28 protein-coding genes and 1 pseudogene are annotated in these 25,605 nt (G+C 57.4%); 14 read left to right on the top strand and 15 right to left on the bottom strand.

Going from position 1 to position 25,605, the window contains the following annotated elements; all coding sequences use genetic code 11:
- The first annotated feature begins 43 nt into the window (after window positions 1-43).
- The 4 genes from ACMDB8_RS13975 to aspT all read left to right on the top strand — a co-directional run bounded on the left by ACMDB8_RS13975 (window position 44) and on the right by aspT (window position 5,029).
- On the top strand, window positions 44-754 hold the full coding sequence (locus ACMDB8_RS13975) for an NAD(P)H-dependent oxidoreductase (RefSeq protein WP_409079216.1): 711 nt from the start codon (window positions 44-46) through the stop codon (window positions 752-754).
- Window positions 755-1,015: 261 nt separating this feature from the next.
- Window positions 1,016-1,471, top strand: coding sequence for a YMGG-like glycine zipper-containing protein (locus ACMDB8_RS13970; protein WP_056725037.1), 456 nt, complete (start codon window positions 1,016-1,018; stop codon window positions 1,469-1,471).
- Between the two features lie 228 nt (window positions 1,472-1,699).
- Window positions 1,700-3,310 (top strand): mechanosensitive ion channel family protein, encoded by a 1,611-nt coding sequence (locus ACMDB8_RS13965; RefSeq protein WP_223541157.1) that lies wholly within the window; start codon window positions 1,700-1,702, stop codon window positions 3,308-3,310.
- Window positions 3,311-3,337: 27 nt separating this feature from the next.
- Window positions 3,338-5,029: an aspartate-alanine antiporter gene (aspT, locus tag ACMDB8_RS13960; protein WP_223541158.1), complete on the top strand. Its 1,692-nt coding sequence runs from the start codon at window positions 3,338-3,340 to the stop codon at window positions 5,027-5,029.
- 153 nt (window positions 5,030-5,182) lie between these two features.
- On the opposite strand, the gene ACMDB8_RS13955 is transcribed toward aspT, so the two are convergent.
- The 9 genes from ACMDB8_RS13955 to ACMDB8_RS13915 all read right to left on the bottom strand — a co-directional run bounded on the left by ACMDB8_RS13955 (window position 5,183) and on the right by ACMDB8_RS13915 (window position 12,962).
- Window positions 5,183-5,683 (bottom strand): outer membrane beta-barrel protein, encoded by a 501-nt coding sequence (locus ACMDB8_RS13955; protein WP_056725031.1) that lies wholly within the window; start codon window positions 5,681-5,683, stop codon window positions 5,183-5,185.
- Between the two features lie 70 nt (window positions 5,684-5,753).
- Window positions 5,754-7,349: an EAL domain-containing protein gene (locus ACMDB8_RS13950; protein ID WP_223541159.1), complete on the bottom strand. Its 1,596-nt coding sequence runs from the start codon at window positions 7,347-7,349 to the stop codon at window positions 5,754-5,756.
- A 264-nt stretch (window positions 7,350-7,613) separates the two neighbouring features.
- Window positions 7,614-8,627 (bottom strand): helix-turn-helix domain-containing protein, encoded by a 1,014-nt coding sequence (locus ACMDB8_RS13945; RefSeq protein WP_409079217.1) that lies wholly within the window; start codon window positions 8,625-8,627, stop codon window positions 7,614-7,616.
- A 127-nt stretch (window positions 8,628-8,754) separates the two neighbouring features.
- Window positions 8,755-9,087 (bottom strand): hypothetical protein, encoded by a 333-nt coding sequence (locus ACMDB8_RS13940; RefSeq protein WP_056725025.1) that lies wholly within the window; start codon window positions 9,085-9,087, stop codon window positions 8,755-8,757.
- A 177-nt stretch (window positions 9,088-9,264) separates the two neighbouring features.
- Window positions 9,265-9,555, bottom strand: a complete 291-nt coding sequence (locus ACMDB8_RS13935) for a hypothetical protein (protein ID WP_056725119.1) — start codon at window positions 9,553-9,555, stop codon at window positions 9,265-9,267.
- A 193-nt stretch (window positions 9,556-9,748) separates the two neighbouring features.
- Entirely contained in the window at window positions 9,749-10,231 is a 483-nt protein-coding gene (locus ACMDB8_RS13930; protein ID WP_409079218.1) for a hypothetical protein, read from the bottom strand.
- Window positions 10,228-11,049, bottom strand: coding sequence for a transcriptional regulator (locus tag ACMDB8_RS13925; RefSeq protein ID WP_056725021.1), 822 nt, complete (start codon window positions 11,047-11,049; stop codon window positions 10,228-10,230). Before ACMDB8_RS13925 ends, ACMDB8_RS13930 begins: the two co-directional genes overlap by 4 nt.
- Before the next feature lie 655 nt (window positions 11,050-11,704).
- Window positions 11,705-12,166, bottom strand: a complete 462-nt coding sequence (locus tag ACMDB8_RS13920; protein WP_082562968.1) for a YMGG-like glycine zipper-containing protein — start codon at window positions 12,164-12,166, stop codon at window positions 11,705-11,707.
- 115 nt (window positions 12,167-12,281) lie between these two features.
- Entirely contained in the window at window positions 12,282-12,962 is a 681-nt protein-coding gene (locus ACMDB8_RS13915; protein ID WP_056725017.1) for a DUF3313 domain-containing protein, read from the bottom strand.
- A 307-nt stretch (window positions 12,963-13,269) separates the two neighbouring features.
- Between ACMDB8_RS13915 and ACMDB8_RS13910 the strand changes: the two genes are divergently transcribed.
- Together ACMDB8_RS13910 and ACMDB8_RS13905 are read left to right on the top strand one after the other, a co-directional pair.
- Window positions 13,270-14,070 carry a transporter gene (locus ACMDB8_RS13910; protein ID WP_409079243.1) on the top strand — a complete coding sequence of 267 codons (801 nt, stop codon included), beginning with the start codon at window positions 13,270-13,272 and terminating at the stop codon, window positions 14,068-14,070.
- A 34-nt stretch (window positions 14,071-14,104) separates the two neighbouring features.
- On the top strand, window positions 14,105-14,497 hold the full coding sequence (locus ACMDB8_RS13905; protein ID WP_056725014.1) for a GFA family protein: 393 nt from the start codon (window positions 14,105-14,107) through the stop codon (window positions 14,495-14,497).
- 84 nt (window positions 14,498-14,581) lie between these two features.
- Here the strand turns inward: ACMDB8_RS13905 and ACMDB8_RS13900 are convergent, their stop codons facing one another.
- A complete protein-coding gene (locus tag ACMDB8_RS13900; RefSeq protein WP_409079219.1) occupies window positions 14,582-15,535 on the bottom strand; it encodes a diiron oxygenase in 954 nt (317 codons plus the stop codon).
- 188 nt (window positions 15,536-15,723) lie between these two features.
- Here ACMDB8_RS13900 and ACMDB8_RS13895 point away from each other — a divergent pair, with 188 nt between their 5' ends.
- Entirely contained in the window at window positions 15,724-16,680 is a 957-nt protein-coding gene (locus ACMDB8_RS13895) for an AraC family transcriptional regulator (protein ID WP_056725010.1), read from the top strand.
- Between the two features lie 54 nt (window positions 16,681-16,734).
- On the opposite strand, the gene ACMDB8_RS13890 is transcribed toward ACMDB8_RS13895, so the two are convergent.
- Window positions 16,735-17,406 (bottom strand): DUF4157 domain-containing protein, encoded by a 672-nt coding sequence (locus ACMDB8_RS13890; protein ID WP_236709745.1) that lies wholly within the window; start codon window positions 17,404-17,406, stop codon window positions 16,735-16,737.
- Between the two features lie 97 nt (window positions 17,407-17,503).
- Between ACMDB8_RS13890 and ACMDB8_RS13885 the strand changes: the two genes are divergently transcribed.
- Window positions 17,504-17,626, top strand: coding sequence for a DUF2628 domain-containing protein (locus ACMDB8_RS13885; RefSeq protein WP_409079220.1), 123 nt, complete (start codon window positions 17,504-17,506; stop codon window positions 17,624-17,626).
- Here the strand turns inward: ACMDB8_RS13885 and ACMDB8_RS13880 are convergent.
- The gene (locus ACMDB8_RS13880) at window positions 17,623-18,444 is read right to left on the bottom strand and encodes a helix-turn-helix transcriptional regulator (RefSeq protein ID WP_223541200.1); all 822 of its coding nucleotides are present in this window, start codon (window positions 18,442-18,444) and stop codon (window positions 17,623-17,625) included. The genes ACMDB8_RS13885 and ACMDB8_RS13880 overlap by 4 nt on opposite strands.
- 96 nt (window positions 18,445-18,540) lie before the next feature.
- Here ACMDB8_RS13880 and ACMDB8_RS13875 point away from each other — a divergent pair, with 96 nt between their 5' ends.
- The 6 genes and pseudogenes from ACMDB8_RS13875 to ACMDB8_RS13850 all read left to right on the top strand — a co-directional run bounded on the left by ACMDB8_RS13875 (window position 18,541) and on the right by ACMDB8_RS13850 (window position 23,858).
- The gene (locus tag ACMDB8_RS13875) at window positions 18,541-19,497 is read left to right on the top strand and encodes a threonine dehydratase (RefSeq protein WP_409079221.1); all 957 of its coding nucleotides are present in this window, start codon (window positions 18,541-18,543) and stop codon (window positions 19,495-19,497) included.
- A gap of 110 nt (window positions 19,498-19,607) precedes the next feature.
- Window positions 19,608-20,303, top strand: coding sequence for a tRNA (adenine(22)-N(1))-methyltransferase (locus ACMDB8_RS13870; RefSeq protein ID WP_409079222.1), 696 nt, complete (start codon window positions 19,608-19,610; stop codon window positions 20,301-20,303).
- Window positions 20,304-20,403: 100 nt separating this feature from the next.
- Entirely contained in the window at window positions 20,404-20,838 is a 435-nt protein-coding gene (locus ACMDB8_RS13865) for a hypothetical protein (RefSeq protein ID WP_409079223.1), read from the top strand.
- A gap of 255 nt (window positions 20,839-21,093) precedes the next feature.
- Window positions 21,094-21,744: a hypothetical protein gene (locus ACMDB8_RS13860; protein WP_223541201.1), complete on the top strand. Its 651-nt coding sequence runs from the start codon at window positions 21,094-21,096 to the stop codon at window positions 21,742-21,744.
- A gap of 91 nt (window positions 21,745-21,835) precedes the next feature.
- Window positions 21,836-21,952, top strand: a pseudogene (locus ACMDB8_RS13855) (peroxiredoxin); the annotation flags it as partial.
- A gap of 445 nt (window positions 21,953-22,397) precedes the next feature.
- A complete protein-coding gene (locus ACMDB8_RS13850) occupies window positions 22,398-23,858 on the top strand; it encodes a multiheme c-type cytochrome (RefSeq protein ID WP_056725000.1) in 1,461 nt (486 codons plus the stop codon).
- Window positions 23,859-23,975: 117 nt separating this feature from the next.
- Here ACMDB8_RS13850 and ACMDB8_RS13845 read toward each other — a convergent pair whose 3' ends face one another.
- From ACMDB8_RS13845 to ACMDB8_RS13835, 3 genes are all read right to left on the bottom strand, one after another.
- A complete protein-coding gene (locus ACMDB8_RS13845; RefSeq protein ID WP_409079244.1) occupies window positions 23,976-24,443 on the bottom strand; it encodes a thiol-disulfide oxidoreductase DCC family protein in 468 nt (155 codons plus the stop codon).
- Window positions 24,444-24,494: 51 nt separating this feature from the next.
- The gene (locus ACMDB8_RS13840; RefSeq protein ID WP_056724998.1) at window positions 24,495-24,701 is read right to left on the bottom strand and encodes a co-regulatory protein PtrA N-terminal domain-containing protein; all 207 of its coding nucleotides are present in this window, start codon (window positions 24,699-24,701) and stop codon (window positions 24,495-24,497) included.
- 83 nt (window positions 24,702-24,784) lie between these two features.
- Window positions 24,785-25,438, bottom strand: coding sequence for a hypothetical protein (locus tag ACMDB8_RS13835; RefSeq protein ID WP_409079224.1), 654 nt, complete (start codon window positions 25,436-25,438; stop codon window positions 24,785-24,787).
- Window positions 25,439-25,605: the final 167 nt, after the last annotated feature.

Here is a 25,605-nt window from a genome sequence, read left to right as displayed (position 1 = left end):
CACACCGTCAACCGATACGCGGGAACAAATCTAAGGAACCACAATGAAAGTACTGATCGTCCACGCCCACCCGGAACCGCAATCCTTCACCGCCGCCCTGCGCGACCAGGCTGTCGCCACCCTCGAAGCCCAGGGCCACGAAGTGCAGGTCAGCGACCTGTACAAAATGAACTGGAACCCGGTGGCCAGCGACGCGGACTTCTCGAATCGGGAAAACCCCGAATACCTGGTCTATGCCCTGGAACAACGCCTGGGCGTGAAGAGCCAGTCACTGGCGGCGGACATCCAGGCTGAACTGGACAAACTGCTGTGGGCCGACCTGCTGATCCTCAACTTCCCGATCTTCTGGTTCTCCACCCCGGCCATGCTCAAGGGCTGGATCGACCGGGTGCTGGTGTCCGGCATCTGCTATGGCGGCAAGCGATTCTACGATCAGGGTGGTTTGGCCGGGAAGAAGGCACTGGTGACCGTGACCCTGGGTGGACGTGAACACATGTTTGGCGAGGGCGCGATTCATGGGCCGCTGGAAGACATGTTGCGCCCGATCTTGCGTGGGACCTTGGCTTATGTCGGTTTTGATGTGCTGGAGCCGTTCGTGGCGTGGCATGTGCCGTACATCAGTGAAGAGGCGCGCCAGCAGTTTCTGGTTGATTACGGGCAGCGGCTGCAGCACTTGAGCGACGACCAACCACTTGTATTTCCGAAGCTGTCGCAGTTCGATGACAAGCTCTATCCGCTGACCACCAACACTTAATATGCACCGCATACCCTGTGGGAGCGAGCTTGCTCGCGATGACTGACTACCAGCCAATATAGATGTCGACTGACAGTCCGCTATCGCGAGCAGGCTCACTCCCACAACTCCCACCGCCTGTTCGGAAGTCCATCTTTGCGGGGCCGTTGAACTACACTTTTCAGTTGTTCCACCCGATCGGCAGGGCGACGCATGACGTCGCTTGCCATCCGCCAGTCGCCCCAAGGCTTGCCCATTGTTGCAAGCCTGTCGGAGGTCATCATGAATAGGTTTTCACCGGTCAGTCTGTGCATCGCATTGTCGGTTTTGAGTAGCCCGGGATGGGCGCAATCGGTGGTGCCGATGAAAGGGCAAAGTTCTCAACAAACCCAGGCCGACATCAACGAATGCAACAGCATTGCCGCCAGCCAGGGCACCTCGACGTCTTCCTCGTCTTCCGGCGGGCGGCTCAAGGGGGCCGCTGTGGGGGCTGCCGCTGGTGCGGCCGGGGCCCAGGTGCGCGGCAATCAGCACGACGACGCTTATGATCGTGTCGACGATGACAGGAAACAGGACTATCGCCAGGACCGCGCCAAGGAGACGGCGGCCGCCGGGATGGTGGTCGGTGGGTCACGTCAGCGTCAGGAACGCCGGGCGGATCAGAAAACCACCCAGGCCAATACCGCGTCGGCCTACAGCAGCTGTCTGCAGGGCAAGGGTTATCAGGTCAATCCTTGAACTGACCCTGAACCGGGCGCCGGCCGCCTGAACAGATCTCAACCTGTGGGATCTTCAGTGTTTCAAGAATCCGGTCACGAGCACAGCTTCCGGGGCTTGAGCTCGCTGTTTCAAGGAAACAGACGGATAAGGAAACTGCCTGTAGCACAAATCTGACAACCGTTCATCGGTGAACTACGCTGCGGTACGTACCCTCGATCTGAATTTCGTGACGTAAGGATCCGACACATGCGGAGCAGGCTGCTCGCTGTAATGTTTACTGTTTTCGGGATGTTTTGGTCGGTGCAACTGTGGGCCGAAGATGCGCCGAAAGTGGTTGATGCTCCCGTTGAATTGAAAGTGGCCAACCGCAGCATCATGGTGTTTCGCGCGACCATCTTCGGAGAAGCCCCGGTGTCGCGGGTCAAACGGGCGAAAGCGGTGATCGGTGAGGCGCTGGATGACACCGACGATCTCAATGTCTCCATCGACCCGATCATGAAAAGCTACATGGTGCTGCTGGGCAGCCGGCGCGCCTTTATCGTTTCGCCCAATGATTTCGACGCGACCGAATTCGACACGGTACAGCAGGCCGCCGAAGCCGCGGCCGACCGGCTGCGCCAGGTCGTGGCCGAAACCCGGGAAGCCCGTAACCTGCAGTTGATCCTGCGCTCCGTAGTCGCTGCGTTGATCGCCACTGGCGTTTACATCGCGCTGCTGTTCGGCATGTCGTACCTGCGGCGCAGAGTGCTGAAGAAACTGCCCGAGCTGATGCACCGGCACACCCAGGCCCTGAAAGTCGGACGGGTGCCGCTGGTCGACGCCAATTACCTGTATCCGCTGGCCAGCCGCCTGCTGGAGCTGGTGCGCTGGGTCGTCGTGTTGCTGCTGACATACGAATGGCTGGGCTTTGTGCTGTCGCGCTTTCCCTATACCCGTCCCTGGGGCGAAAGCCTCAACAATTATCTGCTGGAGCTCGGCGGCTATCTGCTGCAAGGGATCGTCGGTGCCATACCCGGGCTGGGCGTGGCGCTGGCGATCTTCTTCATTGCCCGCGGCGCCACCGCGTTCATGCGGCGGATACTGCGGCGCATGGCGGCACCGGGCACCCTCAGCTGGCTCAACCATGAAACCCTGCAACCGACCCAACGCCTGACGTCCCTGGCGATCTGGCTATTTGCCCTGGCCATGGCCTATCCGTACCTGCCGGGTGCCGGCACCGATGCCTTTAAAGGCTTGTCGGTGTTGATCGGCCTGATGATTTCCCTGGGCGCCACCAGCGTGGTGGGGCAGGCGGCGGCGGGGTTGATCCTGACCTACACCCGAACCTTGCGCCCCGGCGAATTCGTGCGCATCGGCGACTACGAAGGCACGGTGACCGAACTGGGCATGTTCACCACCAGTATTCGCACCGGACTGGGCGAGGTGCTGACTCTGCCCAATTCGATGATCACCGGCACCGTCACCAAGAACTACTCGCGGGTGGTACAAGGCCCCGGCTACGTGGTCGACACTATCGTGACCATTGGCTATGACACGCCGTGGCGACAGGTGGAGGCGATGCTGCTGGAGGCCGCGAAACGCACGCCGGGGATTCTCGAAGTACCGCCGGCCCAGGTGTTCCAGACGGCCTTGTCGGACTTCTACCCGGAATACCGGCTGGTGGCCCAGGCCATTCCCAGCCAGCCTCGGCCGCGCGCCGTGCTGCTGAGCATGCTGCACGCCAACATCCAGGATGTGTTCAACGAGTACGGCGTGCAGATCATGTCGCCGCACTACCTGGGCGATCCGCAACAAGAGAAATGGGTGCCCCAGGACAAGTGGTACCCAGCCCCGGCACAAGAACCGAAGGAACCGTGATTTTTCGCCTGAAAGGGAGTTCGCACCATGCTTGAGTTCATTCTCCACGCCCTGCGGACTGACCCGGAAATCGCGGTGTTCCTGGCCATTGCCCTGGGCGTCTTCGTCGGCCGCATCCACATCGGCAGTTTCCACCTCGGTTCGGTGGCCGGTGCGCTGTTGATGGGGCTGCTGATCGGCCAGATCGGGCTGGAGGTGCCGACCGGATTGAAGTCGGTATTTTTCGTGATGTTCATCTATGCGGTCGGTTTCAAGAGCGGGCCGGAGTTTTTCGGCAGCCTCAATCGCGGCACGCTGAAACTGGTGGTGTTGAGCGTGGTGCTGTGCGGGACCGCGCTGGCGGCGATCCTGCTGATGAATGCGGTGTTCGATTTCGACGCCGGTTTCACCGCCGGGCTCGGCGCCGGTGCACTGACCGATACGGCGATCATGGGCACCGCCACCAGCGCCATCAATCAATTGTCGATCGACACCGTGGCCAGGGCCCAACTCAACAGCCACATGGCGATTGCCTACGCGATCACATACCTGTTCGGCACCATCGGCCTGATCGTCTTCGTCGGTAGCATTGCCCCGAAGTTGCTGGGCGTGGACCTCAGGGAGTCGGCGCGGGAGCTGGAGCTGGAGTTGGGTATCGCCAAGGAAGAAGACGCGATCACCGTGCCCTACACCCGCATCGTCGTGCGTGCCCATCAGGTGGCGGCCAATGGTTCGGCGAATGGGCAGCGTATTGCCGAGGTGGAGAAACAGCACGAGTCGCTGACCGTCGAACGCGTGGTACGTGCAGGAAAAATCTTCGAGCGAGACGAAGCGTTCACGCTGATGGCCGGGGATATCGTCGGGGTCTACGCCTTGCGTGAAGCCGTGGGCACGCTCACCCAGTGGATCGGACCGGAAATCGACCATGCCGAATCCTTGTCTTTCCCCACCCGTGAGGTGGACATCGTCGTGACCTCGCCTGAGTTCGCCGGCAAGACGATCCATCAGGCGAAAAGCCGGCTGGAAAGCGCCAGGCGCCTGGGCTGCTTCATCAATACCATCACCCGCCAGGGCTACGAGTTGCCCTTGCTGCCCAACACCGTGCTGCGTCGAGGCGACGTGATTACCCTGACCGGCCGCACCGCCAGTGTGGAAGCCGTGGCCAAGCGGTTAGGGCGAATTCGCGAGCACAACTACAAGAGCGACATCGCCGTGCACACCCTCGGCATGGTGCTGGGCTCGTTGCTGGGGCTGTTGTCGACTCATGTCGGGATGATCCCCGTGGAACTGGGCATCGGAGGCGGGGTGTTGGTCGCCGCGCTGGTGATTGGCTGGTACAACTCGCGTCACCCGGAAATCGGCGCGTTGCCGCCCGCCGCGCAATGGGCGTTTTCCGAGTTCGGCCTGACCGCGTTCGGCGCGGTGGTCGGCTTGCTGGCCGGTCCCGCGGCGTTTGCCGCGATGAAGGAACAAGGCCTGGCATTGCTGCTGTCCGGCGCCGTGGTCACCATTGTGCCGCCGTTGGTGGCGCTGTACTTCGGCCGCTATGTGTTGCGCCTGCACCCGATGATCCTGTTCGGCGCCCTGGCCGGTGCGCAGACCGAAGCCGCTTCGATGAACAAGATCATCGAGCAGTCCGGCAGCAACACCCCGGTGATTGGTTTTACCGTGTGTTATGCGATTTCCAATGTGTTGCTGGCGGTGTGTGGGCCGATCATTGTGTTTGTCGTTGCCGGCTAGCAATTTTGCAACCGCAGTGACTTCTGTGGCGAGGGAGGGCGCATTGCGGGAGCAAAGACGCACCTGAGCACCGGTTATCGGGCCCGGTGCCAAGGTGGGGGCATCGCACAGAGTGCGTTGAGCGACCAGCAAGGCCGCTCAGTTGCAGCGGTATCAGAAAAGCATGTAGGCGGATGCGGTCGTCTGATTCAGGTCGATCTCTCCGACCTCCAGGACTTCGTATTCGGCGCGCAGGCCGATGTTGCGAAAGACATCGAGCTCGACGCCGACACCGTAGGTCAGGTCAACCCCGGTATCGTCGTCGGTGGCATTGCCGTCGGCGTCCCAGGCGTGAGCGCCGACACTGCCGAACACCCGCAGCCGATCACCCAGCGGAAAGCCGACATGGGCGGCAGCCTGGGCCGATTTACCATCGAAGTCGACGTTCTTGTCCTTGAACTGACCGAGGTCGACATAGGCGCCCTCGAAGGCCAGGTAGCTATTGACGCGATACCCGGCAAAAACCTTGTAGCTGGTGTCGTCGTCATCCAGTCTGGATTCGTCGGTCTGAATGCTGCTTACGCCAGCTCCAAGATATAAACCTTTGTCATCAGCGAGCGCCTGAAAAGACAGCAGCGATAGCAGTGAAGCGAAGCCAAGGTTTCGAAGTAGCATGTTGAGTGGAGTCCTTGTACAGGGTTGTCTGGTGTTAGGGTTCGGCGAGCATTTGAGGGACCATGAGGGGTTAATAGAAGTCATTGATTGATATTTTTGGGTCGTAGGGCGGGATGTTTTCCGGACATTGAAAGTAGCGTCTTGCCAACGCTTGAATCGGCAGTGCTTTGGAGAACAACCAGCCTTGCGCCAGTAGAACCCCTTCCGAAACCAGATGCGGAAGTTGTTCCTGAGTCTCCACACCTTCGGCCACGACCTTGAGCCTTAGCGATTTGGCCAACTGGGCAATGTGGCGCCACAAGGCATCCTTGGCCGCGATCTTGTCGCCTGCGATGAACGAGCGGTCTATTTTCAGAATGTCGAAAGGCACTGAATCGAGGAGCGAGAGGTTGGAATAGCCGATGCCGAAGTCGTCCACGGCAATGCGGTGTCCGCACGCACGAAGCCGTCGCAATTGCAGGGCGGCGGGCTTCTGATCGAGCATGGTCCTTTCGGTGATTTCAAAGGCCATGGCGGACACAGGCATGTTGTAGGTTGCCAGCACGCTGGCCACATAGTCCGGGAAGCTCGGGTCCTGAATATCCTGGGCGCAAAGATTGACCGTAATGTAGAAGTCCTTGCACGCCCAAAGGTAGGTGCTGTAATCCTGCGCCACTTGTCGAATCACCGAGCGCGTAAGTTTGCGGATCAAGTCAGACTTCTCCGCCACCGGGATGAAAACATCCGCCGGCACTTGGGTACCGTTGTCGTTCCAGTGGGAAAGTGATTCGGCGCCCACCAGATAGCCCGTCGTCAAATTGACGATAGGCTGGTAGTGAACGCCCAGCGTGTTGGTTTTCAGGGCTTTGCGAAGCCGTACGGCGGTAGAGGTGTAATGTCGTTGAATACACCTTGCGAGCAAGAGCAGGGCTGTAAACAGGCACGCAAGGCCAATGAATAATTTGAGTTTGAGACCAGTCAGGTAGCTCAACGGAAGAGAAACGACAGCGATCAGTTCATTTCGGTTGCCCGCAAAGGCGATCAGGACCTTATCTGCCGAGATAACCAGTTCTTCCAGGTGGAAGGGTTTGTGCATCGTCAGCGGTGTATGGCCGGTGGAGGCGATGGGCACTGCGCCGCCGGGGCCGATGAGGTCCAGTTGCAGGTCCTCGGGAAACTTCAGATTATCGAGCAGGATCTTCTTGTTTGCCCAGACGTAGGTTGACTGTTCCGACACAATGATAAAGTCGGTGTCCGCGGAAACCCTGTGGCCAGCATCCACCCAGTAGGTTCGCTTTCCAACGGAGAACTTGCGTTTCTCGCTACCGGCCAGTATCGACGGGAGTTCTTGTCCGTAGGAGGAACAGATCTTGCCATTGGGCAACTGGATTGCCGCTTGATCAACAAATCGCAGGTTCTTGACCAGGTCAGCCAGTTGCGAGTATTGCTCGACGGAGCATTCCTGACCCGAACGATCAAGATCGTCGAGGGTTTCCAGTACTTTGTCGATCTGCGCATTGGGTTCCACTTGAGCAGCACGCAGATCGGCATAAATGTTATTCAGCTTCCGTGCAATGAATGGCTCCGCCAGTACTCCAGCACTGAGCCATGCGGCCCAACCCGCTGCAGCAATCAGACAGACAGTGACTGCGTGCCTTCCAAGTAACGCTTTATATGCGGCAACCATCGACAAACCTCGAGGTATCATTATTTCACTGTGCATCCTGCAGTCGCGGATTAAACGACTTCAGTACCAGTCAATTACCCAGGCCAATAAGATGCCGCTTGCATAGACGACCATGCACAGTGCGATTTTCTGCTTGAGTGGCAGTGTGTTTATTCGATGATGCATGCTTATCTCCCTTGAGTAGGCAAATAAGCAATTTTGGATACCTGTGGTTAATCAAGGGAAATCATTAATCATCATTTACGGGGCATTTATAAATACCGGTTAACGATGATTTCTACCCTCGGCGACCTGATTGTAAACGGGAGAGACCGTGCTCCTGGGCCTGGCTGAGTTGCGCCTGGCCGTTTCCGACGGCGTCTCTCCGTAAGCCAACTGATACGCCTTGGAAAACCGGCCCAGATGATGAAAATTCCAGAACATCGCGGTTTCGGTGACGGTGGGCCAGGTTTTATTGATCAGGTCGCGACGGGCGCTGGCGAGTCTCAAGTTTCTGATGTAGGCGATAGGCGACATGCCGAACGTTTCAATGAAGCCAAAGTGCAGGGTGCGGGTGGTGGTTTCCAGTTGCCTTACGAGCGACTTTATAGTGAGCGTTTTTTTTGTGTTTTCATGGATGTACTGTATGGCTTCTATCGCCACTTTTCTTCTAGTCGGGACTTTGCGGCTGAAACCGCCTGCGGGTGTCAGCGATTGCAACAATGAAGCAAGCACTGCACTTCCAATCGCAGATCGCTTTGCTTCATCGCATTCAGCCGAAGCCGTGTCGCTGATATCGACACAGCAAGCACTGATGGCTTGAATGGCCGATTGAATGAATTGAAAGTTTTCAGCCTGATAGCTGTGGTTTGTCCGGTTTGCAAGGATATCTATGACAGGGTGATCTTGGCGGTATCGGTCATAGTGTTCCAGTGTCGTGGTGAGGGTGAAAAGTGTTTCATTCGGTTCGCAGGTGTAATGCACCGTTTCATCGCTGTGCAATACGATGACTTCGTTAGGCCGCAGTTTGTGATCGTTGACGACGGGGCGACCAATCGGCGCCTGGGAGATGGCGAATGTCACGAATCCGGCAGGGACAGAACTGACCAGGGTCACGGATGAGTCGAACTCAAGACGACTGCACTGCAGTTGCGGGCTGTGAAAGAGTTTGTGTTGCCGAATGCGCGCCTCATGCTCGGCCGGAAAAAGGCTCATTTCCCAATTGCCTATTGTTCTATTCAGTTGGCTCGGCAAGGCGGAAGACAAATGAAAGATCTCGTCGGGCGGTGCGATACTCATGAAATTGAAGGCTCATCTGTTAAATGAATAGGGTCAAGCCTGACGGGCAGTCACGGAGAAGATACGCGATTGGCCGTTCTTGCTGTCGGTAAGCTCGACCTCGTTTCCATTGGCTTTGAACGGGGTGTCAGAGGCCCCGGATCAGTTCCAGTTCCGCAGAAAATGCGTACTTGCTGTCCAACGCTGAGTCGTCCATGTGTTGAACATTGCGCGGATCGATTTTCGAACTGAAGATCTGCGATTGGGGTTTCATCGGGTCAATGGCAGCTGCTGTAAAGGCGTGAAAGTCGTCGATACGATAACCGGTTTTTACCTGATAGCCAGTTTTCACGGTACTTGGGGCCTTCTTGTTGGTTTCGATACTCGTCAATTTGGCACTGTAGAAGCCCTTGTCGTCGGCCATGGCCTTGAGGGAAAGCAATAAACCAAACGACACGGTGACGAAGTTTTTCAGTAGCATCGAGGCGATTCCTTATTAACAGTTTATTCAGGCAGAACAGAATGTCAGCTGTATCTCTGCCACGACTTGGGCTGTAAATAATCTCACTTCGATTGTGCCTGCCAAAGTCAATAACTCATATTTGCCAGGTCGCCGGAAGAGGTCAGTCAGCGCTTGCCCCTGCGGATACAACGCTCCTCAAAGTAGTATGAACCAGTTGGCGTAGCTCATGCCGGCATCACTTTGTGGTGGAGCAGGGAGAGCAGAATCACTGTTCTGTTCGTCCGTTTGATACTCATTCTCACTGTGGATTTTCAGATGCGACAGTTTCTGACTGTCATCCGGGCTTGTTTCAATTTCATAATATTCAATGGTCGTGCTTTCGACGGAGCGCTCGTCGTGTGCCAACGAATAAAGTGGCATGGCAGACAGAAAAAAGACCGCCAGGTATCCGAAAGTCGTCGTTCTATGGGTTCGCAGGAAATGCATGGTTTTCACTTGATTCTCCTGTATAGGGCATTGTCCCGGGCGAGAATCAAGCAAGCTCGATTCCAAGGATTATCGGCGAGGGATTTTTGGCAGGAGAGACGTATGATTCAAATCAATAAGTGTTATTTTTGTTTGAAGGGTTCTTTGATGTGAACCTGTGCCAGGTGGGTGTCGAGTCGCTACCTGAGGCCGATTAATGGCTCATGCAGCGCAAGCGGCCAAGTTCATGGATGTAAAAACACGCGGCGCCTTTATCCTGGGTCGGAATCAACTCGTAGTTAAGAATGGCGCCTTCTTGCAAGACATACTGACGCCTGAAGAACAGGTCAGGGGTCTTTTCAATGGCAAAAAGTTCATTGTCCTGGCTGAGTTTGACATTACTGACTTTGATCTCGACGTGTGTCTTGCTTTCTCCGATTATATTCGCCGAGATGGTCGCATTACGGATTTTTCCATTCAGGCTTTCCAACGTGGTTCCCGTGAGTCGACCATGCCCGATAGTGAGGTATTCTTCGGTATTGAGTTGGTTGAGATCCTCCAGCCATTGTCGGGATTTTGTCTGGTAGCTGATATTTTCCATGTAATGCGAAGGAGAGTAAAAAATGGAAAAAATGCACAGTGCATTGATCAAGCCTATAAGAGGCCAGTGAACGGCCTGCGGAATTTCAAACTTCATAAGGTGACTTCCAGACATTGACGAATCATCAAGGCGAGGTCTCTTTCGCTGCTGTTCAATTGCAGATTTGCAGTGCTTTGATCCTGGCGGATGCACGAAACGGAATAATTGGCTTTATACAGGTTGATCCAGACCTGGCCCTTCAGGTTTGGCGGTAGCTGTTCAGTTTGTTTGGCCGACAGGTCCATCAGCGCTTGAGCCTCGGCAAGATTGCTGCCCACGGCGTGTATGACCAGTCCACTCTTGTCGAGACTGGAAATTTCAATTTTTGGCGCGTCGAAGTCGAATTGAAAAATACTAAAGGCAACGACTGCCAGCGTAACGACATAAGCGATCAACTGAGCCTTTGTAATACGAGTGGATTGACTGGTTTTACCAGAAGGCGCCAGTCGTTCATCACCACCCGGTGGCGGTAGTTGCCCGGTGAAGGCCTCGGGTGGCTGTGCCGTTTCCTCTTGGGGTGTCGTTACATCTGCTTGTGCATCGACGACACATTGCCGGTTGAAGCAATATCCTCGTCGAGGAACCGTCATCAAGATCTCGTGATCCCGACTGTCATTGAGAATATTGCGCAGTGAGAAAACCGTCTGGTTCAAACTGCCGGAGGCAACCACGCGGTCATTCCAGGTGTACTCGATGATTTCATCGCGGGTTTTAGTGACACCTGGCTCCATGAGCAGCAGGTCCAACAGGCGCGACTCAGCTCTACCTAGCGTGGAATTCTGTACATCTCCATGGGGTGTTGTAATGGAAAGCATGGCGTTGTCGGGGTCGAATACCGCCACGGCGCCATTTTTCAACTTGAAGGTGTAGCTCATAGAAATCTTCCGTTCAGGCGGTGCTGGCCTGAGTATAGGGGCCGGATTTGGCTCGGTACATTCTGGTCTGGGAGGTGAGCGAAGATGAGGGTCGGGCGGAAGGTGCGCTGCGTGTCGCATTTACAGTGCCGGACTGGCTCGTGTCAGAGGCGTGCGGTTCGGCAAACAGCCGGGCCTGTCAGTGGTATCAGTTCAATCAAACAAAAAAAAAGCATTGCTGGATGATCCATGGTTTTCGATTTGGACACCATGAATAATGCTTGGAATGGATTAACGGCGCTATCCGAAAACTGCAAGCTGGAGCAGGTGGACTTGCGCGCAGGCACGCCTGAGTGAACTAACATCGCTGTTGCGACAGGTTTCAATTTCAGCCTGAACTATCAGGATACAAATCAATGGTTGTGTTTTTCTGCGCCGGGTTTGTTAAAGATTATTTTTGATTCTTATTAGCTTTGAACCAGAGGCGTTACCGATTTAAATGGCTCTCGAGGAGCGTTGACGCACATCGCGCTCATGCTTTGTTTGTCGCGGCGTAAACGATCCTCACCTCTCGTTCTACGGCTTTGCCCCGGGTCCTTTCTTGAAGGGCCCGGGGCTTTTTTTGAGCGCGGTAAAAGACAGGGGCACGAACACTCAAGGCCATCGTCGTCGCCGATCAGGGCAAGACATCGTAGCCACGTTGTTGCAGGCAACTGTTGTAGACGGAGTTGTTGGCGGTGACGCTTTGTTCGCTCTCACTCAGGTTCTGCCGGCGCTCCTGGCGTTGTCTGGAGCCCCCGACGACGGCACCGGCAGCCGCGGCACTGTGTGCCCGGTTCTGGCGATAGTCTTGCTTGGTATCGTCGTCGATCTGGTCATAGAGGTTTTCATGTTGGCGACCGCGAATTTCTGCCGCCGTGGCACCGGCGACCGCGGCGGTGGCGGCGCCCTTGACCCGACCACCGGAGGGCACGGTGCCTTGCACCGGATGTTGCGCGTTGGCCTGGGACTGGCAGGCACTGGTGTCCTGCTGGATGGTCTGGGAAGTCTGACCTTTGAGGGGAATCACGGTCGCAGCCAGGGCGCTGGTGCCCAGCAACATCGTAGCGAGCGCTAAGGTATTGGCCAGTATTTTCATCATTGAGTCTCACGTCAGGCGTCGGTACGGTTAACGGTTTGTCAGAGGGAAAACACGGCAAGGTATCACATTGAAACCCCATGCAGGTCTGCTTGCGATGGGGTTTGCCTGAGCGTCAACGCTTGAGGAGGAGGGCCTGCATATCGTCTGTCATGCCTTTGAGTGCAACCTTGAAGTCATTGGCAACAATCGGCTGTTCGGCATTCTTGATGGTCTCGCCGAATACCTTGCGCACGATCTTCGCGACCGGCATACCGGTCTTGGCGTCGATCAGGTTGGCTTCGATGTACATCTCGGCGGTCTGGTCCCGATGCCCGGTGGCGGCTTGTGTCGCCCCGACAATGGCCCCGATTGGAACGGCCTCATACCAGTGCATGCCTTCATTGTTAGCGCTGACGTGGGTGATCGCCGCCTGCAGGATCAGTGACCGCGAATCGGTCGGCGCCAGCTGCGGATAAGGGACGATCGCATAACGACGGGCAAAGGCGGTCTTGACGCTGTTACTGGCCATCAATTGCAAGTCTTGCAGGGTCTTCAGGCTGACGCGCGCGGTCGGCTGCGGCGATGGATACAGTTCCATCTGCCTGAACACTACTGTGGAATACGTGCGTGGATCGAACCCTGGCGATACCCAGCGCAATACTTTCTGCTCACTCGGCGTAGTTTGCTCCTCCAGGCCCTGGTAATTGCCCAGGAAGCCCGAGTATTGCTCTTGCTGCGCGACTTTCGAGACACAGCCGACCTGAAATACACAGCTCAAAGCAATACCCGCAATCCATTTGTTCGACATGCCCATGTGTTTGGTTCTCAAGTGATTAAAGTTGTCATTCGGGTTCCGACCTGGCCCCGGGCATTGGTCCGGGCACCTTGTATCCAGGCACTGGTACTCGCCGGTCGGTTACGCAAAGCAGGTGCTTGCACGCCGGTCAATGCGGGCCGAATGCTGCACGTAGCGGCGGGATAATCCGAATCAATAACTCTCAAAAACTGTTAAATACCCGACCGGAAAAAATTGCACATCGATCACAGTTGCCTACGCTAACCCTTTGCAATGCCGGCTTTGGCGTCTACAGGTGAGTGAGATGGATTTGAAAGAAGGATGGATGGGTACCGCGTCGACACTCGTCGTTGCGTTGGGTTTCATCCCGATGGCTCAGGCCGACGATTCGGCGGAATTGGCGAAGAAAGCCCTCAACCCGGTCGCGGCGATGTACAGCCTGCCGGTGCAGTACAACTGGGACCAGAAGATGGGGCCGACCGGGGAGGGCATGCACAGCGTCACCAATATCCAGCCTGTGCTGCCGTTTGCCTTGAACGAAGACTGGAACCTCATTTCCCGGACCATCCTGCCGATCATCGACCAGCACGGCCTGGCCCCCGATGGCGCGGCGGACAAATCCGGCAGCGGCGATATCACCCAGAGTTTTTTCTTTTCGCCGACCAGGCCCACGGAAAGTGGCTGGATACTCGGTGGTGGCCCGGCGTTGCTGATACCGACCGGCAGTGATGAGTTGCTCGGCAGCGAGCAATGGGGCCTGGGCCCGACGGCCGTGGCGTTGAAACAGTCCAATGGCTGGACCCGAGGCATTCTGGCCAACCATATCTGGGGCCTGGACGACAGCCCGCCGGACGACAAGGAAAAGGTCAACCAGACCTTCCTGCAACCCTTTCTCTCGTACACCACCCATACGTACACGACCTACGGGGTGAACACCGAGTCGACCTACAATTGGCAATCGCGCGAATGGTCGGTACCGGTCAACCTCACGGTCACCCAACTGCTGAGGATCGGCGGTCAACCATTGACGGTGCAGGCCGGCCCGCGCTACTGGCTCGACAGCCCGGAAGACGGCCCGCAAGGCTGGGGCTTTCGCGCCGCTGTGACGCTCCTGTTTCCACGCTGACAGGCCGTTTCCGAGGGCCTGGAGGAGACACCCCATGGACCGATTCGCCGGCGGTTGTTTGTGCGGCAAGGTGCGTCTTGTCGCATCGGGGCGCCCGTTCCGGGTTGGCGTTTGTCACTGTCTCGACTGTCGCAAGCACCATGGGGCGCTGTTCCACGCGTCCGCGATATTTCATCAGGATGCCGTGACAGTCGAGGGCGAAACCCGTGACTACGCCGGGCGGTATTTCTGTCCCCACTGCGGTTCGTCCGTGTTCTCGCGCAGTGCAGACGAAATCGAAGTGAACCTGGGATCCCTGGATGCTCCTGACCAGTTGACGCCCACCTACGAGAGCTGGACTGTGCGCCGTGAGGCCTGGTTGCCGGCGTTTGCGCTCACCCGGCATTACGAGCGCGATCGAGATTCCACGGGGCGTTTTGAAGACTAACGGGCACATACTCCATCCTCAACAAATCAATATCAGCCCGTTATCCCCAGCGCGACCGACGAGCAGTCGATCGCGTGCTGTCGGTCAATTGCTCATGATGGGTGCCAGTGCAGCCTGAATCCGGGACATCTGTGCCGGCGTTGTCATCTGCGTCAGCAGTCGGCCGAAGTGTGGATGCCGTACACCCGAGATAATGTATTGCAAGCGGTAGGCGCTCAGCACGCTGGCTTTGATTTGCGCCGTCTCATCGACACTGAACGATCGTGAAGCATTACCAATGAAGTAGTCGGCATCGGCTGCCGCTTGTGCCTGCAGGATTGTGTCCACGGCCGCCACCAGCGCAATCAGGTCATTCACTGCCTGGTCGCGCTCGGCTGGCGAGAGTTTCACGTGCTCGTCCCGCCACTCCAGTTCATCGAGTACCACGTGGCGGCTTTCATCCTTCCAGTGGAATTTGAAGACATCCTTGAACAACGGGCACAGCTCCTCGCGCGGGGCGATGCTTTGCACGTAGTGCGCCTGTACGAACAGTTCGATATGACAGGTCAGCGCCAGTACCGACCAAGTGCTGGCCGCGAGTACCGCGCGCGCGACCTCGTTTGGATCGGCAACCTGACGATATCCCGCGGGCAATTTCGAACTCATCATCGTCTCCATGCGCCGGAACAACTCCTGGTGCTTGATCTCGTCGTTGGAAAAACGCACCAGTGCTTCAAGCGCCAGTTGATCGTCAAACACATGGGCCCGACCCTGATCGAGCATCTTGGCACTGATGAAACGCTCGACCAGGCCAAAGATATACGCGTAGGTCCGGCCCTGGATCTGACTGAGCAGACGTGCCTCGGCCGCATCGAGAAAAGTCAGGCGGTCGACCTGTGACAGTCCGTCGGGCAGGAATTTGCGCGAGAAGTCGAAACTGCGGTCCTGGAGCAGATCGCGATCGATCTGCCATTCGGTTTTTTTCGAAGACCTGACCATTTGCGCATAACGGGCGGTGTTGCCTGACGCTGAGCCGGGTAGGGTAACGACGCTGTTCATATGGATCTCCTGCTGCCCTGGTTGAGTTGGTATGGGGCAATTTCGGTTGACGTCGGAGCCAGTGAACCTCTTGGGACAATCTCGATCGCTGAGTCCGCGTTGGTGCTAATCTAGGCGTCGCAGTCCAGGCGGTGAATGACCGTTGCGCCTGAATACCTGCTCCGGACTCCGGAAAGGATGGCGATCAAGTGTTGGATGCGCTTTCTGATGTCTTGCGTGTGATTCGGCTGTCGGGAGGGGTCTTCCTCGAGGCGGAGCTCACTGCGCCCTGGTGCATCAACGGCAGAATCTCGACGGATGATTGCAAGCCGTTCCTGGCGGCCCCTCGACACATCATTGCGTCGCACTTTGTCGCCGCGGGGCACATGCAAATTCAAATCGACGGTGGCGCCGCCATCGAGGTAGGGGCAGGCGAACTTGTTTTGCTTCCCCGCAACGATGCCCATTCCTTTGGCAGCGACCTGAGCATTGCGCCCATGCCGGCCCGGGAAGTCATCCAGCCGCCAGAAGTCGGCGGCATTTCACGGATCAGGTACGGCGGGGGCGGCGAGGCCACGCAGTTGTTGTGCGGGTTCCTCGGTTCGGAAACTCCCTTCAGTCCACTGCTTTCATCGCTGCCTTCCTTATTGAAGCTGGACCTGCGGGCGACGGCTTCGGGCACCTGGATCGAAAGCTCATTCCGTTTCGCTGTCAGTGAAATCGCGGCGGGCCGCGTCGGCTCGGCAACGGTCATCGCCAAGCTATCGGAACTGCTGTTCGTCGAAGCCGTCGGCCAGTATGTCGCCAGCCTTCCCGCTGAGCGGCGCGGGTGGCTGGCGGGTTTGCGCGATCCGCATATCGGGCGGGCACTGGCGTTACTGCATGCTCGCCCGACCGAAGGCTGGACCGCAGAAGCCCTGGCGCTTGAGGTAGGCATGTCGCGCTCTGTATTCGCCGAACGCTTCACGGCATTGGTCGGACAGCCACCGATGCAATACCTGACGCTGTGGCGCATGCACGTGGCGGCCCAACAGCTGCGCGAAGGTCGCGGCAATGTGGCGCAAATCGGCTTTGCCGTTGGCTACGACTCCGAAGCCGCGTTCAGTCGCGCATTCAAACGTCAGTTCGGCACATCCCCCGGCACCTGGCGCAGACAATCAGCGTGAGAGGGGCCGGTGCCGGCTCTCCATGGTTACCTGACCAGGCTTGCTCCTTTGAACTCAAGGAAGCCGAGGCAATTGCGCCCGAGCCTGGCTGGCTCGCAGCGTATTGGAGACCTTGGCTTGAATCTCGTAGGCAGGCGCCTCGACGGCTTCGTAATCACGGGTATAACGGGTGGCAAACTCGTGATTGCCCCATTGCTGGTACTGCTGCACGTGTTTCAACTCATGGGCCCACAGCGCGACATCGTTCAGTGCATCTTCGGCATTTCGAAACACGATGATGTCGATAAGGGTGACCGCACGTATATCGGGATTCTGCAGCATGGTGTTTGCGGCGTTCAGTTCCACATCATCGCCGACTTTGTAGCGAGCCGAATCGAGCACTTGAATGTCATACCAGGGTTCGAGCTGGGCCCGGATATTCAGCGGGATTGGCAGGATATCGCCCGTTGCCGCGGATTCGCGCGATTGCACAATCCAGCTCTGCAATCCAGAGGCGGCCATCTGGTTCATGTCGTCGAAGATCGATCCAGCGTCCTCTTCGGAATCCGGAGCACAAAAACAAGCGACCATGCAGACCTGGGACTGGCCGGCCGGGCAGGCGAAAACCGAAGATGAGGTGCCAGTGCAAAGGAACACTATCGTTAACCGGAAAACCTGACGCAAAAATACAGCTGACAATGGGTTCTCCCCTGGGCAATGGCGATCGGCAGGCAATACGTTGGGCATCTTGTGTCCATTGCCCTGCCGCGTGTTGGACCGCTGCTACACCGTTCGATTCCCTGGGTTCCACAGTATTTTCAACATCACCTGAAAGGCCGTGCCTGTGAGCATCAACGCCAACATCATTGCGTTCTTCTTCGGGCTGATTTACCTGTTTGTGCTGGGACTTGGGAAAGAAAACCTGACGCTGATTGCGATCATGGTTGCAATTTCCTTCGGGCGCTAACGTAACCCCAAAGACTGACGCAACTGCGCCGGACTCACTCCAAGGCGTTGTTTGAAGGTGGTCGCCATGTGCGCCTGGGAGTTGAAACCGCAGGCGTAGGCAATCTGCGTCAGGGTGGCGGTCGAATCGCGCATCAGGGCGCGGGCCCTGGCGAGGCGGCGGTCGATCAGGTAACTGTGGGGGCTTTTGCCGGTGGCGTTTTTGAAGGCCCGCATGAAATACCCCTCGGACAATCCAAGCAGGCTCGCCATCGCCGGCACGCTCAACGGGCCATCGAGGCCAGCGTCAATGAATTCATCGAGCAAGCGCATCCGGCTGCCGGTTATCGAGCCATGGGGGGCTGTCGACAGCGCTTCGCTACCCGTCGCCCGCTCGGACAACGCCAGTGCCCAGGCTTCCCAATCATCCTCCACGCAAGGGTGCAACAGCGCGGCACGGATTCGCCACGCGAGGGCGGTGGCCTGCTGGTCGATGCGATTGTTGAAGGCGCGATCCCCCGTCAACGCCATACCGTCGGTGCGAATCACCCGCAGGTATTCACCGCCCCGGGGGGACTCGGACAGCACGTCACACCCAGCGGGGACGAACGCCAGGCCGTTGGGCACGGCATCGAAGGGGCGTATTCGGTCACTGCCGATGGCGTGCAGGCCTCGCTGGCTGTCGAAGGCGAAGCCGATTCCCGACCGGGTCGCGACATAGCGGGTCGCGTAGGCGCAGCCGGGGAGCAATTCGATTGCCCAAGGGCCGGCCTCGATACGACGGACCGGTTCGGACAGCAGGGGTGGCGGCGGGCGATTTCGATGACTCATGGACACCATAGTAGTGAAGAGGGGGGACAAAAGTCAGGTCGGTTTTTTGAAAGCCGCGGTACCGCGCCGTTGTTCAGACTGGACAAAATCTCAAGGAGACCACTCATGCACAGACTGACTCGCGACGATATCGAACAGGCAGCTCGCCTGGTTTACCAGGTCATGCCCGCCACGGCCCAGTACCCTTGGCCCTTGCTGGCTCAACGGTTGGGTTGCACGGTGTGGGTCAAGCACGAAAATCACACGCCTACCGGTGCGTTCAAAGTGCGCGGCGGTATCACGTTCATGCACTGGCTCAAGCGCGAACACCCGGGCGCGAAGGGCATTGTCAGCGCTACCCGCGGCAACCATGGCCAAAGCCTGGCACTGGCGGCTCGCACGCTGGGTTTGCAGGCGTTGATCGTCGTGCCGGAAGGTAACTCGGTGGAAAAAAACAACGCCATGCGCGGCTTTGGCGCTGAAGTGGTCGAGTATGGCCGCGATTTCGATGAGGCCCGTGAAGAGGCTGCGCGCCTGGCGCAGACCCATGACCTGTTCCTGGTTCCGCCGTTTCACACCGAGCTGGTCAAAGGCGTCGCCACCTATGCGCTTGAGCTGTTCAGCGCTGCACCGGACCTGGACACCGTTTATGTGCCGATTGGCTGTGGCTCGGGGATTTGCGGGGTGATCGCCGCCCGCGATGCGTTGGGTCTGCAAACAGAGGTGGTTGGCGTGGTTTCCACGGAGGCGGCGGCTGCACAGTTGTCGTTTGACGCTGGCGAGATATGCGAAACCGCCTCGGCCAACACCTTTGCCGACGGCCTGGCCGTACGCAAGCCGATTCCCAAAGCCTTTGCCGTCTACGCGGCAGGTGCGGCACGGATCGTATCGGTCAGCGATGAGCAGATCGCCGAAGCCATGCGTGTGTATTACACCGATACCCATAACCTTGCCGAAGGGGCCGGTGCGTCGGCGTTGGCAGCGCTGATCTCGGAGCGTGAAGCCATGTCGGGAAAAAGGGTGGGGGTGATTCTGTCCGGTGGCAACGTCGACAGAGCGGTGTATGCACGAGTGATTGCGTGAAGGCGGCCATGGCCCTGGTCACATAAATTTGAAATGCGCGGCATTGCTCGACAGAATCACGCCCCGATCCGGCCAAAGGCGCCGGACGTTCGTGGTCAAAGGGGCCGCAGTTGAACCAACAGACATTGTCCATGCGCCTGGAACGCGTGGCGGCACAGGTGCCAGCCGGTGCGCGCCTGGCCGATATCGGCTCGGATCATGGCTACCTGCCTGTGGCATTGATGCGCCGGGGCGCCATCGCGGCGGCGGTGGCCGGCGAAGTGGCGTTGACGCCGTTCCACGCGGCCAACCGCACCGTGCGCGAGAACGGCCTGGACTCGCGGGTCACCGTGCGCCTGGCCAACGGCCTGGCGGCAATCGAGCCGGGAGACGGGATCACGGCGGTCAGCGTCTGTGGCATGGGCGGCGAAACCATCCGCGACATCCTCGACAGCGGCAAGGCGTACCTGAGTGGTCAGGAGCGCCTCATCCTGCAACCCAACGGCGGCGAGCAGCCACTGCGCCAATGGCTGATGGACAATGGCTACCGCATCCTCTGCGAGGAGGTGCTGCGGGAGAATCGTTTCGACTACGAGATCATCGTCGCCGAGCGCTCCGGACCAGTGATCTACACCGCCCAAGAACTGTACTTCGGTCCGTTGCAAATGCAGGCCCGCAGTCCGGCGTTCCTGGTCAAGTGGCAGCGCAAGTTGCGCCAGAAACAAAAGACCCTGAGCCACTTTGCCCGAGCGCAGCAGGCCGTGCCCGAGGAGGCGGTGCAGGACATCGCGCGGCAGGCCCGGTGGATCACCGAGTTGCTGGCTTGAGCAAGCCTGGGGCACAGCTTCTCAAGCACCTCGCTTCAGTGTGGGTGCGAAAGAGTCGTTTCCATTCGGCGTGAACCGAATGCGGCAGGCGTTCGCGTAGTTGCTCACCAGCGAACAGACGCTCCTTGCGCGAGAGAAAGACCGCATCGTCACCGGAGTCGTCCGACGGCTTTGCTTTTCAAACGTAGCAGTTCCGATCCTGGATACTGTATTGCCAGTACTGAATTTGCGCTCGATTGGAAGTGGTTTGCTGATGACTGCAGGCGACTCGAGCGTGCTGGCAACCGGTAGGAAATTGTGCCACTGGTCGGGTCTGGCGACGAAAGTTCAGCGCAAAAGCGGTTTTATTTTCGGCGTGGAACAAAAAACGATTCAGCTGCGTAGCGACGCGGGTTTCAGCCAAAGCGGCAGGTGTCCACAAGTGCTGGAAATAGTACCGTTTGTCGATGTTTGTGCTCAAAAAATGAACGAACGGGATATGCTGGGCTCTGATTTCCCAGCAGGCGGATCCTTAGGGTCCCGCTGCACTCACTAGTAAAATGGACGTATACCTCATCTGCATTGAATGAAATGCACATGGGGATTTTTTTTACCTGAGACCTGGAGTGATAGTATGCCGTCATCACTGACTCGCTGGGCGAGTCGCTCTCTCTTGTAATACCAAATTATTTAGTTGCTTCAATCTTTGCCAACTTGACCTTGCAGGTGCGAATCAATAATTCGCACGCCTGGGGCATGGTCAATTCGCACTGCTGCTATAAGTGGAGATGTAGTCTTGGATATTAATACAATGATCGGCCTGATCGGCCAGAAAGAATCCATGGAGTTTTTGCGTTTAGGCGTTGTGTACGTTCATCTGTTGGCTTGCTGCGTAGCTATTGGCCTGGTGTTTGCCAGCGATGCGGCAATGGTGAAGGACTTGTTGAAAGGTCGCGTGTCGTCGGGGCACGATAATGAACATATGGCCAGTCTGCAGAAGTCTGTTGCCAATGCGTTGATATTCTTATGGGTTACCGGAGCTGCGGTAATAGGCATTGATTACCTTGAAAAAGGCATGACCTATTTTGCCAATCCAAAACTTCAAGCCAAAGTTATTATTGTATTGTTGCTGACGTTCAACGGCATGTTGTTGCACCGCTATGTATTGCCTGCAATGTTGAAGGCCGGTTCGTTGCTTGATCTTCAAGTCAATGTACGTATGTTTGCCCTGTTCTCTGGCGCACTGTCAGGCGTGTCCTGGTTGTATGCCGCCATGCTCGGTGTCGGTCGACCGCTGGCCTGGAAGTATTCGCTCACCGAGTTGCTGATGGCCTATCCGGTGTTGATCGTACTCGGCTTTGCGATGATGGTGACGCTGACCCAGTGGGCGCGTAAACGCAACGCAGCAACGCAGGTTCAGGAATCTACCTGGATGTTTGCCGGAATTCCTGCGCTGCGTTGAACTGACGTGAATCCAGGAAAGGACGGTTGAAACCGTCTGAACCTTTCAAACATCAGACCCCTCCTTGTGAGGGGTTTTTTGTGGGTGCGGGCACCCGAAAGCCGAGCAACTGTTTGCCGGAGCATGGTCGGCCTGCTACATGGCAGCGGTGGGGCTGGCCGCCCAACAGATGAACGTGACACTGCCGACCGACATGGCCGTCGGCCTGACCTACACGCAATACATCTCCCTGGTTGCGCTGTGGGAGGAAGAGTTTGAGATCCAGTTCCGGAGGGCAATGCAGCTATCGGATGTTCTGCGGTGGTTGTACCGCGGGACTGAGTCTTGATCTGAATCCCCCCGATTTCGGCGTGATTTCCCCCCGCTAATGGGCACGATTCCCCGGCAAGACTCGCGTCTCCATCCGCTTGGGAATTTCAAACTCCGAGCAATGTTTGCGGGGCGTTCAGGTATGCCGACAAATTTTGTTACATCAATGGCAGGGTAATTGCTGAGCGAGGGTATCCCGTTCATGAAAGGTGTCGGGACGCCGTGGAGCTGCAAGTACCCCCATTGAACGATCGATGTAACCGTCGGGTTGCATCACGAGACACCCCTGGCGACTCAATGGAAGTGCTGCGGTCATCCTCTGCAACTGTCCAGGGGAAGTCGTTATGATCCACTCCAAGGTAGTGCCGCTGCGACGTCTGTTGTGCTTGCTGGTTTGCCTGTTGACGGCCACGCTGGTGGCGGCCGACGAGCCTCAGGGCAATGACAATCAAAGTAACGATAAGTGGGTGGAACCGGCACGCTCCAGGCTCATGCATGTGATTGGCGGTATGCCGTTCTTTCCCCATCGGGCCAATACCACCGGCAACCTGGTCTTGAATGTGAAGGACTTCGACAATGCCCAGGTCTGTGGCGCCTGTCATACGGAGATCTACAGGCAGTGGCGCTCGTCGATGATGTCCCAGGCCTGGGATGAACCCATCTATCGGGCCTTGCTCAAGCGTGCGAGTGCGGCCACCGAGGGCAAGGTCGATAACTTCTGCACCGGCTGCCATACCCCGATCGGTCTCACGACCGGGCAGATCACTTCGCAAGTCAACCGCTCCTCGATTGAAGACAGTGCGAAGAACCATCCGATGCCCGGGGTCGATTGCGAGACCTGCCACAACATCAGTGCCCGCACGGGCCTCGATAACGGCGCCTATGTCCTGAGCCCGCGGGCCCACGGCAAACCGACCAAGTTCGGCCCGCGCAGGGATGCCGTTTCGCCCTATCACGACACCGTCTATTCCGCTCTGCACACCCGCTCGGACTTTTGCGGCACCTGCCACAACGTCACGCACCCCTTCAGCAGCGTGGCGGTGGAGCGCACCTATGATGAATGGCAGGAGAGCACCTACAGCCTGAACAATGTGACTTGCCAGAGCTGCCACATGCCGGGTTTTGCGGGCAAGGCCGCGATCATGGGGCCAGACCGCGAGGAGGTCGCTTCGCATTGGTTCAGCGGGGCCAACGCGATGATGCTCAAGCATCTCGGTCAGGAGGAGGGCGCGCAACGCGCACGCGACATGCTCGGGCGCGCCGGGGACATAAAGTTCGAGCAAGTGCCGGCAGCCATGACGCCCGGGCAATACACCTCGGTAGCGGTCAAAGTGACCAACGTCGGCGCCGGGCACAAGCTGCCGACCGGCTTTCCCGAGGGGCGGGAGATGTGGATCGATTTTCGGGTGCGCGATGCCAGTGGTCGCGAGATCTATCGCCTGGGTTCGATCAAGGACGGCAAGACCGAGGTCAACACGCGAAATTTCAAGGTGCACATTGGCGACAAGGACGGCAATCCGCTGGACGTCGAGGTCTGGAATGCCACGCAGATTCTCTCGGACAACCGCATTCTGCCCAAGGGCTACGATATCGGGGAGTTCTCCTTCCTGGTGCCGGCCGACGCCGTCGGGCCGCTGACCCTCACAGCCGATCTGAACTACTGGCCGTTCTCCCAGAAGCTGGCCGACTACCTGCTCGGCAAGGATCAAGTGCAGGTGGAAATCACCCGGATGGCCAACGTCACGCAGAGCGTACCCCTGTCGACCAGCCTGTCGGTTGTCGGGCCAGATACGGCGCACTTTTAGCGGTGCTGCGTCGACCTCCAGGCGGGGCTCTGGCATTTAAATCGAGACGTTCGTCCTGAGTAGCGTCAATGACGTGTATCGGAATGATATGTATTTGCTTAGAAGGGATGATCGTTATTAATTGCGCGATGATTCAGGCAAAGACTTCAAAAAACGCTGTTCATGATCAGGATCCGGTAACAGACAGGTGTCGTATTTTCCGAAGAGCCGATAACGATTAAGCGCAATGCGGTCGTATGCCCAATCTCGAAGTTTACGAGGGAAGATGCGCAGCAGATACACGGGGCGCCAGCGTGGGGGAAGCTGGGCGATGACTTCGAAAAAAGCTTGCGAACGCTCCCAGTAGCGTCGGTCGCGGATCACCGCCATGGTGTGGAATTGATCCATGGGCAAACCTGCCCATGCGAGCAGAGCCTGCCCCTCGGGTGACTGAACCGCCGCCAACCGCAGGCGCCGCTGGCGGTCATGGCGAATCAAGAACCTCACCCAGCCATTGCACAGTTTGCAGACACCGTCGAACAAGACCACCGTCTCTCCTGGTTCGAGCAGGGGCGCGGGTGAGGGACGGATTTGCGAGACTGGCATTTGAGACTTGAGGCCGCACATTTCAGTTAACCGGGGGGCGCGCTACACAGATCAGCTTTTGGCGCGATCGGTTGCCTTGGCTTTGCTTTCAGCTACAGCGCCTTCAGTTTTCTGTTTCTGTGCTACCTGGTAGGTGTCCATCGAGACTTTGCGGGCCGACTCCATGCGTGCGAAGGTCTTATCACCACCACCTGTGGCCATCGCCAGAGAAGAGGCGGTCAGAGTGGCAACTACGAAGAGGGCTTTCATGGATTTCATTTGGGTATCCTCAAGTGAGATTTAGTTAATAGATAACAGCAGGATTTATTCGCAAAACTAGAACTTCCTGGTTCAATCTGGCTTCACCATCCAGCCAGGGCGGCGTTTGCTGGTGACCAGGTGCCTTGCTCCTTGCGCTCTTGCGCGTCTCTGCTTTTTGCCCAGGCAGTGAGCAGTACCATCGCCCCGAATCCACCGACGATGAGCACCGGATAGGCTGCCAGCAACTCCACCAGCGAGTACTTCCAGGCCAGCGGACGACCGACACCCAACATGGCGGCATAGAACCACGACACGCCAGAGAGGGCACCGGAGAACAACGCCAGCATGCGCAGGTTGAAGGAGAGATTCAGTAGCGAACCGGCTTTCTTCAGCGCCGGCAATACAGCGCTATGCAACAGGAAACCGTTAAAGGTCAACAGCACAACGATGCCGATCTTGGCTTGCAATTTTGGATTGAGAAAATACTCCATCCCCTTGCCGGCATAGTCGATCCCTACAATGCCAATACCCGTAATCCAAAGCGCTACAAGTGCAAGCGATACGGTTTTTTGAAGGCTTTCCATGTGCGCGTCATCGTGGTGACTTGAGGCATCGCCCTTCAGGAGTTGCTTGACCATTGCAATGTCACTGGTCAAGACCAGCCCGATTGCCACGCAGCAGGCGATAAGATGAAAATATACAACGCCCAAACGCACATATTCCACGGTGGACGAAGAGAACATACTAAGTTCCATGGTGACCTCTTGGCTTCAGTGAATCAGTAATGCTCTCGGCACGGCTTAGTTGGAGTTTGCCGTTGCTGGCTGCAATCAGGATTCAGCAATTATTATCAATTAATCTTGCGACATTACGCCGCCAAGATAACGGTGAGTTTCTCGAATGAACTTTTAGTCATTCGATC

The sequence above is a fragment of the Pseudomonas monachiensis genome (assembly GCF_047345015.1).
Classification (GTDB): Bacteria; Pseudomonadota; Gammaproteobacteria; order Pseudomonadales; family Pseudomonadaceae; genus Aquipseudomonas; species Aquipseudomonas monachiensis.
This window is presented reverse-complemented; position numbering and strand designations above follow the sequence as displayed.

What these genes read in the sequence shown, in the direction of transcription:
- ACMDB8_RS13975 (WP_409079216.1), top strand. Translation starts at nt 44, where the DNA reads ATGAAAGTACTGATCGTCCACGCCCACCCGGAACCGCAATCCTTCACC.
- ACMDB8_RS13970 (WP_056725037.1), top strand. Translation starts at nt 1,016, where the DNA reads ATGAATAGGTTTTCACCGGTCAGTCTGTGCATCGCATTGTCGGTTTTG.
- ACMDB8_RS13965 (WP_223541157.1), top strand. Translation starts at nt 1,700, where the DNA reads ATGCGGAGCAGGCTGCTCGCTGTAATGTTTACTGTTTTCGGGATGTTT.
- aspT (WP_223541158.1), top strand. Translation starts at nt 3,338, where the DNA reads ATGCTTGAGTTCATTCTCCACGCCCTGCGGACTGACCCGGAAATCGCG.
- ACMDB8_RS13955 (WP_056725031.1), bottom strand. Translation starts at nt 5,683, where the DNA reads ATGCTACTTCGAAACCTTGGCTTCGCTTCACTGCTATCGCTGCTGTCT.
- ACMDB8_RS13950 (WP_223541159.1), bottom strand. Translation starts at nt 7,349, where the DNA reads ATGGTTGCCGCATATAAAGCGTTACTTGGAAGGCACGCAGTCACTGTC.
- ACMDB8_RS13945 (WP_409079217.1), bottom strand. Translation starts at nt 8,627, where the DNA reads ATGAGTATCGCACCGCCCGACGAGATCTTTCATTTGTCTTCCGCCTTG.
- ACMDB8_RS13940 (WP_056725025.1), bottom strand. Translation starts at nt 9,087, where the DNA reads ATGCTACTGAAAAACTTCGTCACCGTGTCGTTTGGTTTATTGCTTTCC.
- ACMDB8_RS13935 (WP_056725119.1), bottom strand. Translation starts at nt 9,555, where the DNA reads ATGCATTTCCTGCGAACCCATAGAACGACGACTTTCGGATACCTGGCG.
- ACMDB8_RS13930 (WP_409079218.1), bottom strand. Translation starts at nt 10,231, where the DNA reads ATGAAGTTTGAAATTCCGCAGGCCGTTCACTGGCCTCTTATAGGCTTG.
- ACMDB8_RS13925 (WP_056725021.1), bottom strand. Translation starts at nt 11,049, where the DNA reads ATGAGCTACACCTTCAAGTTGAAAAATGGCGCCGTGGCGGTATTCGAC.
- ACMDB8_RS13920 (WP_082562968.1), bottom strand. Translation starts at nt 12,166, where the DNA reads ATGAAAATACTGGCCAATACCTTAGCGCTCGCTACGATGTTGCTGGGC.
- ACMDB8_RS13915 (WP_056725017.1), bottom strand. Translation starts at nt 12,962, where the DNA reads ATGGGCATGTCGAACAAATGGATTGCGGGTATTGCTTTGAGCTGTGTA.
- ACMDB8_RS13910 (WP_409079243.1), top strand. Translation starts at nt 13,270, where the DNA reads ATGGGTACCGCGTCGACACTCGTCGTTGCGTTGGGTTTCATCCCGATG.
- ACMDB8_RS13905 (WP_056725014.1), top strand. Translation starts at nt 14,105, where the DNA reads ATGGACCGATTCGCCGGCGGTTGTTTGTGCGGCAAGGTGCGTCTTGTC.
- ACMDB8_RS13900 (WP_409079219.1), bottom strand. Translation starts at nt 15,535, where the DNA reads ATGAACAGCGTCGTTACCCTACCCGGCTCAGCGTCAGGCAACACCGCC.
- ACMDB8_RS13890 (WP_236709745.1), bottom strand. Translation starts at nt 17,406, where the DNA reads ATGCCCAACGTATTGCCTGCCGATCGCCATTGCCCAGGGGAGAACCCA.
- ACMDB8_RS13880 (WP_223541200.1), bottom strand. Translation starts at nt 18,444, where the DNA reads ATGGTGTCCATGAGTCATCGAAATCGCCCGCCGCCACCCCTGCTGTCC.
- ACMDB8_RS13875 (WP_409079221.1), top strand. Translation starts at nt 18,541, where the DNA reads ATGCACAGACTGACTCGCGACGATATCGAACAGGCAGCTCGCCTGGTT.
- ACMDB8_RS13860 (WP_223541201.1), top strand. Translation starts at nt 21,094, where the DNA reads ATGATCGGCCTGATCGGCCAGAAAGAATCCATGGAGTTTTTGCGTTTA.
- ACMDB8_RS13850 (WP_056725000.1), top strand. Translation starts at nt 22,398, where the DNA reads ATGATCCACTCCAAGGTAGTGCCGCTGCGACGTCTGTTGTGCTTGCTG.
- ACMDB8_RS13845 (WP_409079244.1), bottom strand. Translation starts at nt 24,443, where the DNA reads ATGCCAGTCTCGCAAATCCGTCCCTCACCCGCGCCCCTGCTCGAACCA.
- ACMDB8_RS13840 (WP_056724998.1), bottom strand. Translation starts at nt 24,701, where the DNA reads ATGAAATCCATGAAAGCCCTCTTCGTAGTTGCCACTCTGACCGCCTCT.
- ACMDB8_RS13835 (WP_409079224.1), bottom strand. Translation starts at nt 25,438, where the DNA reads ATGGAACTTAGTATGTTCTCTTCGTCCACCGTGGAATATGTGCGTTTG.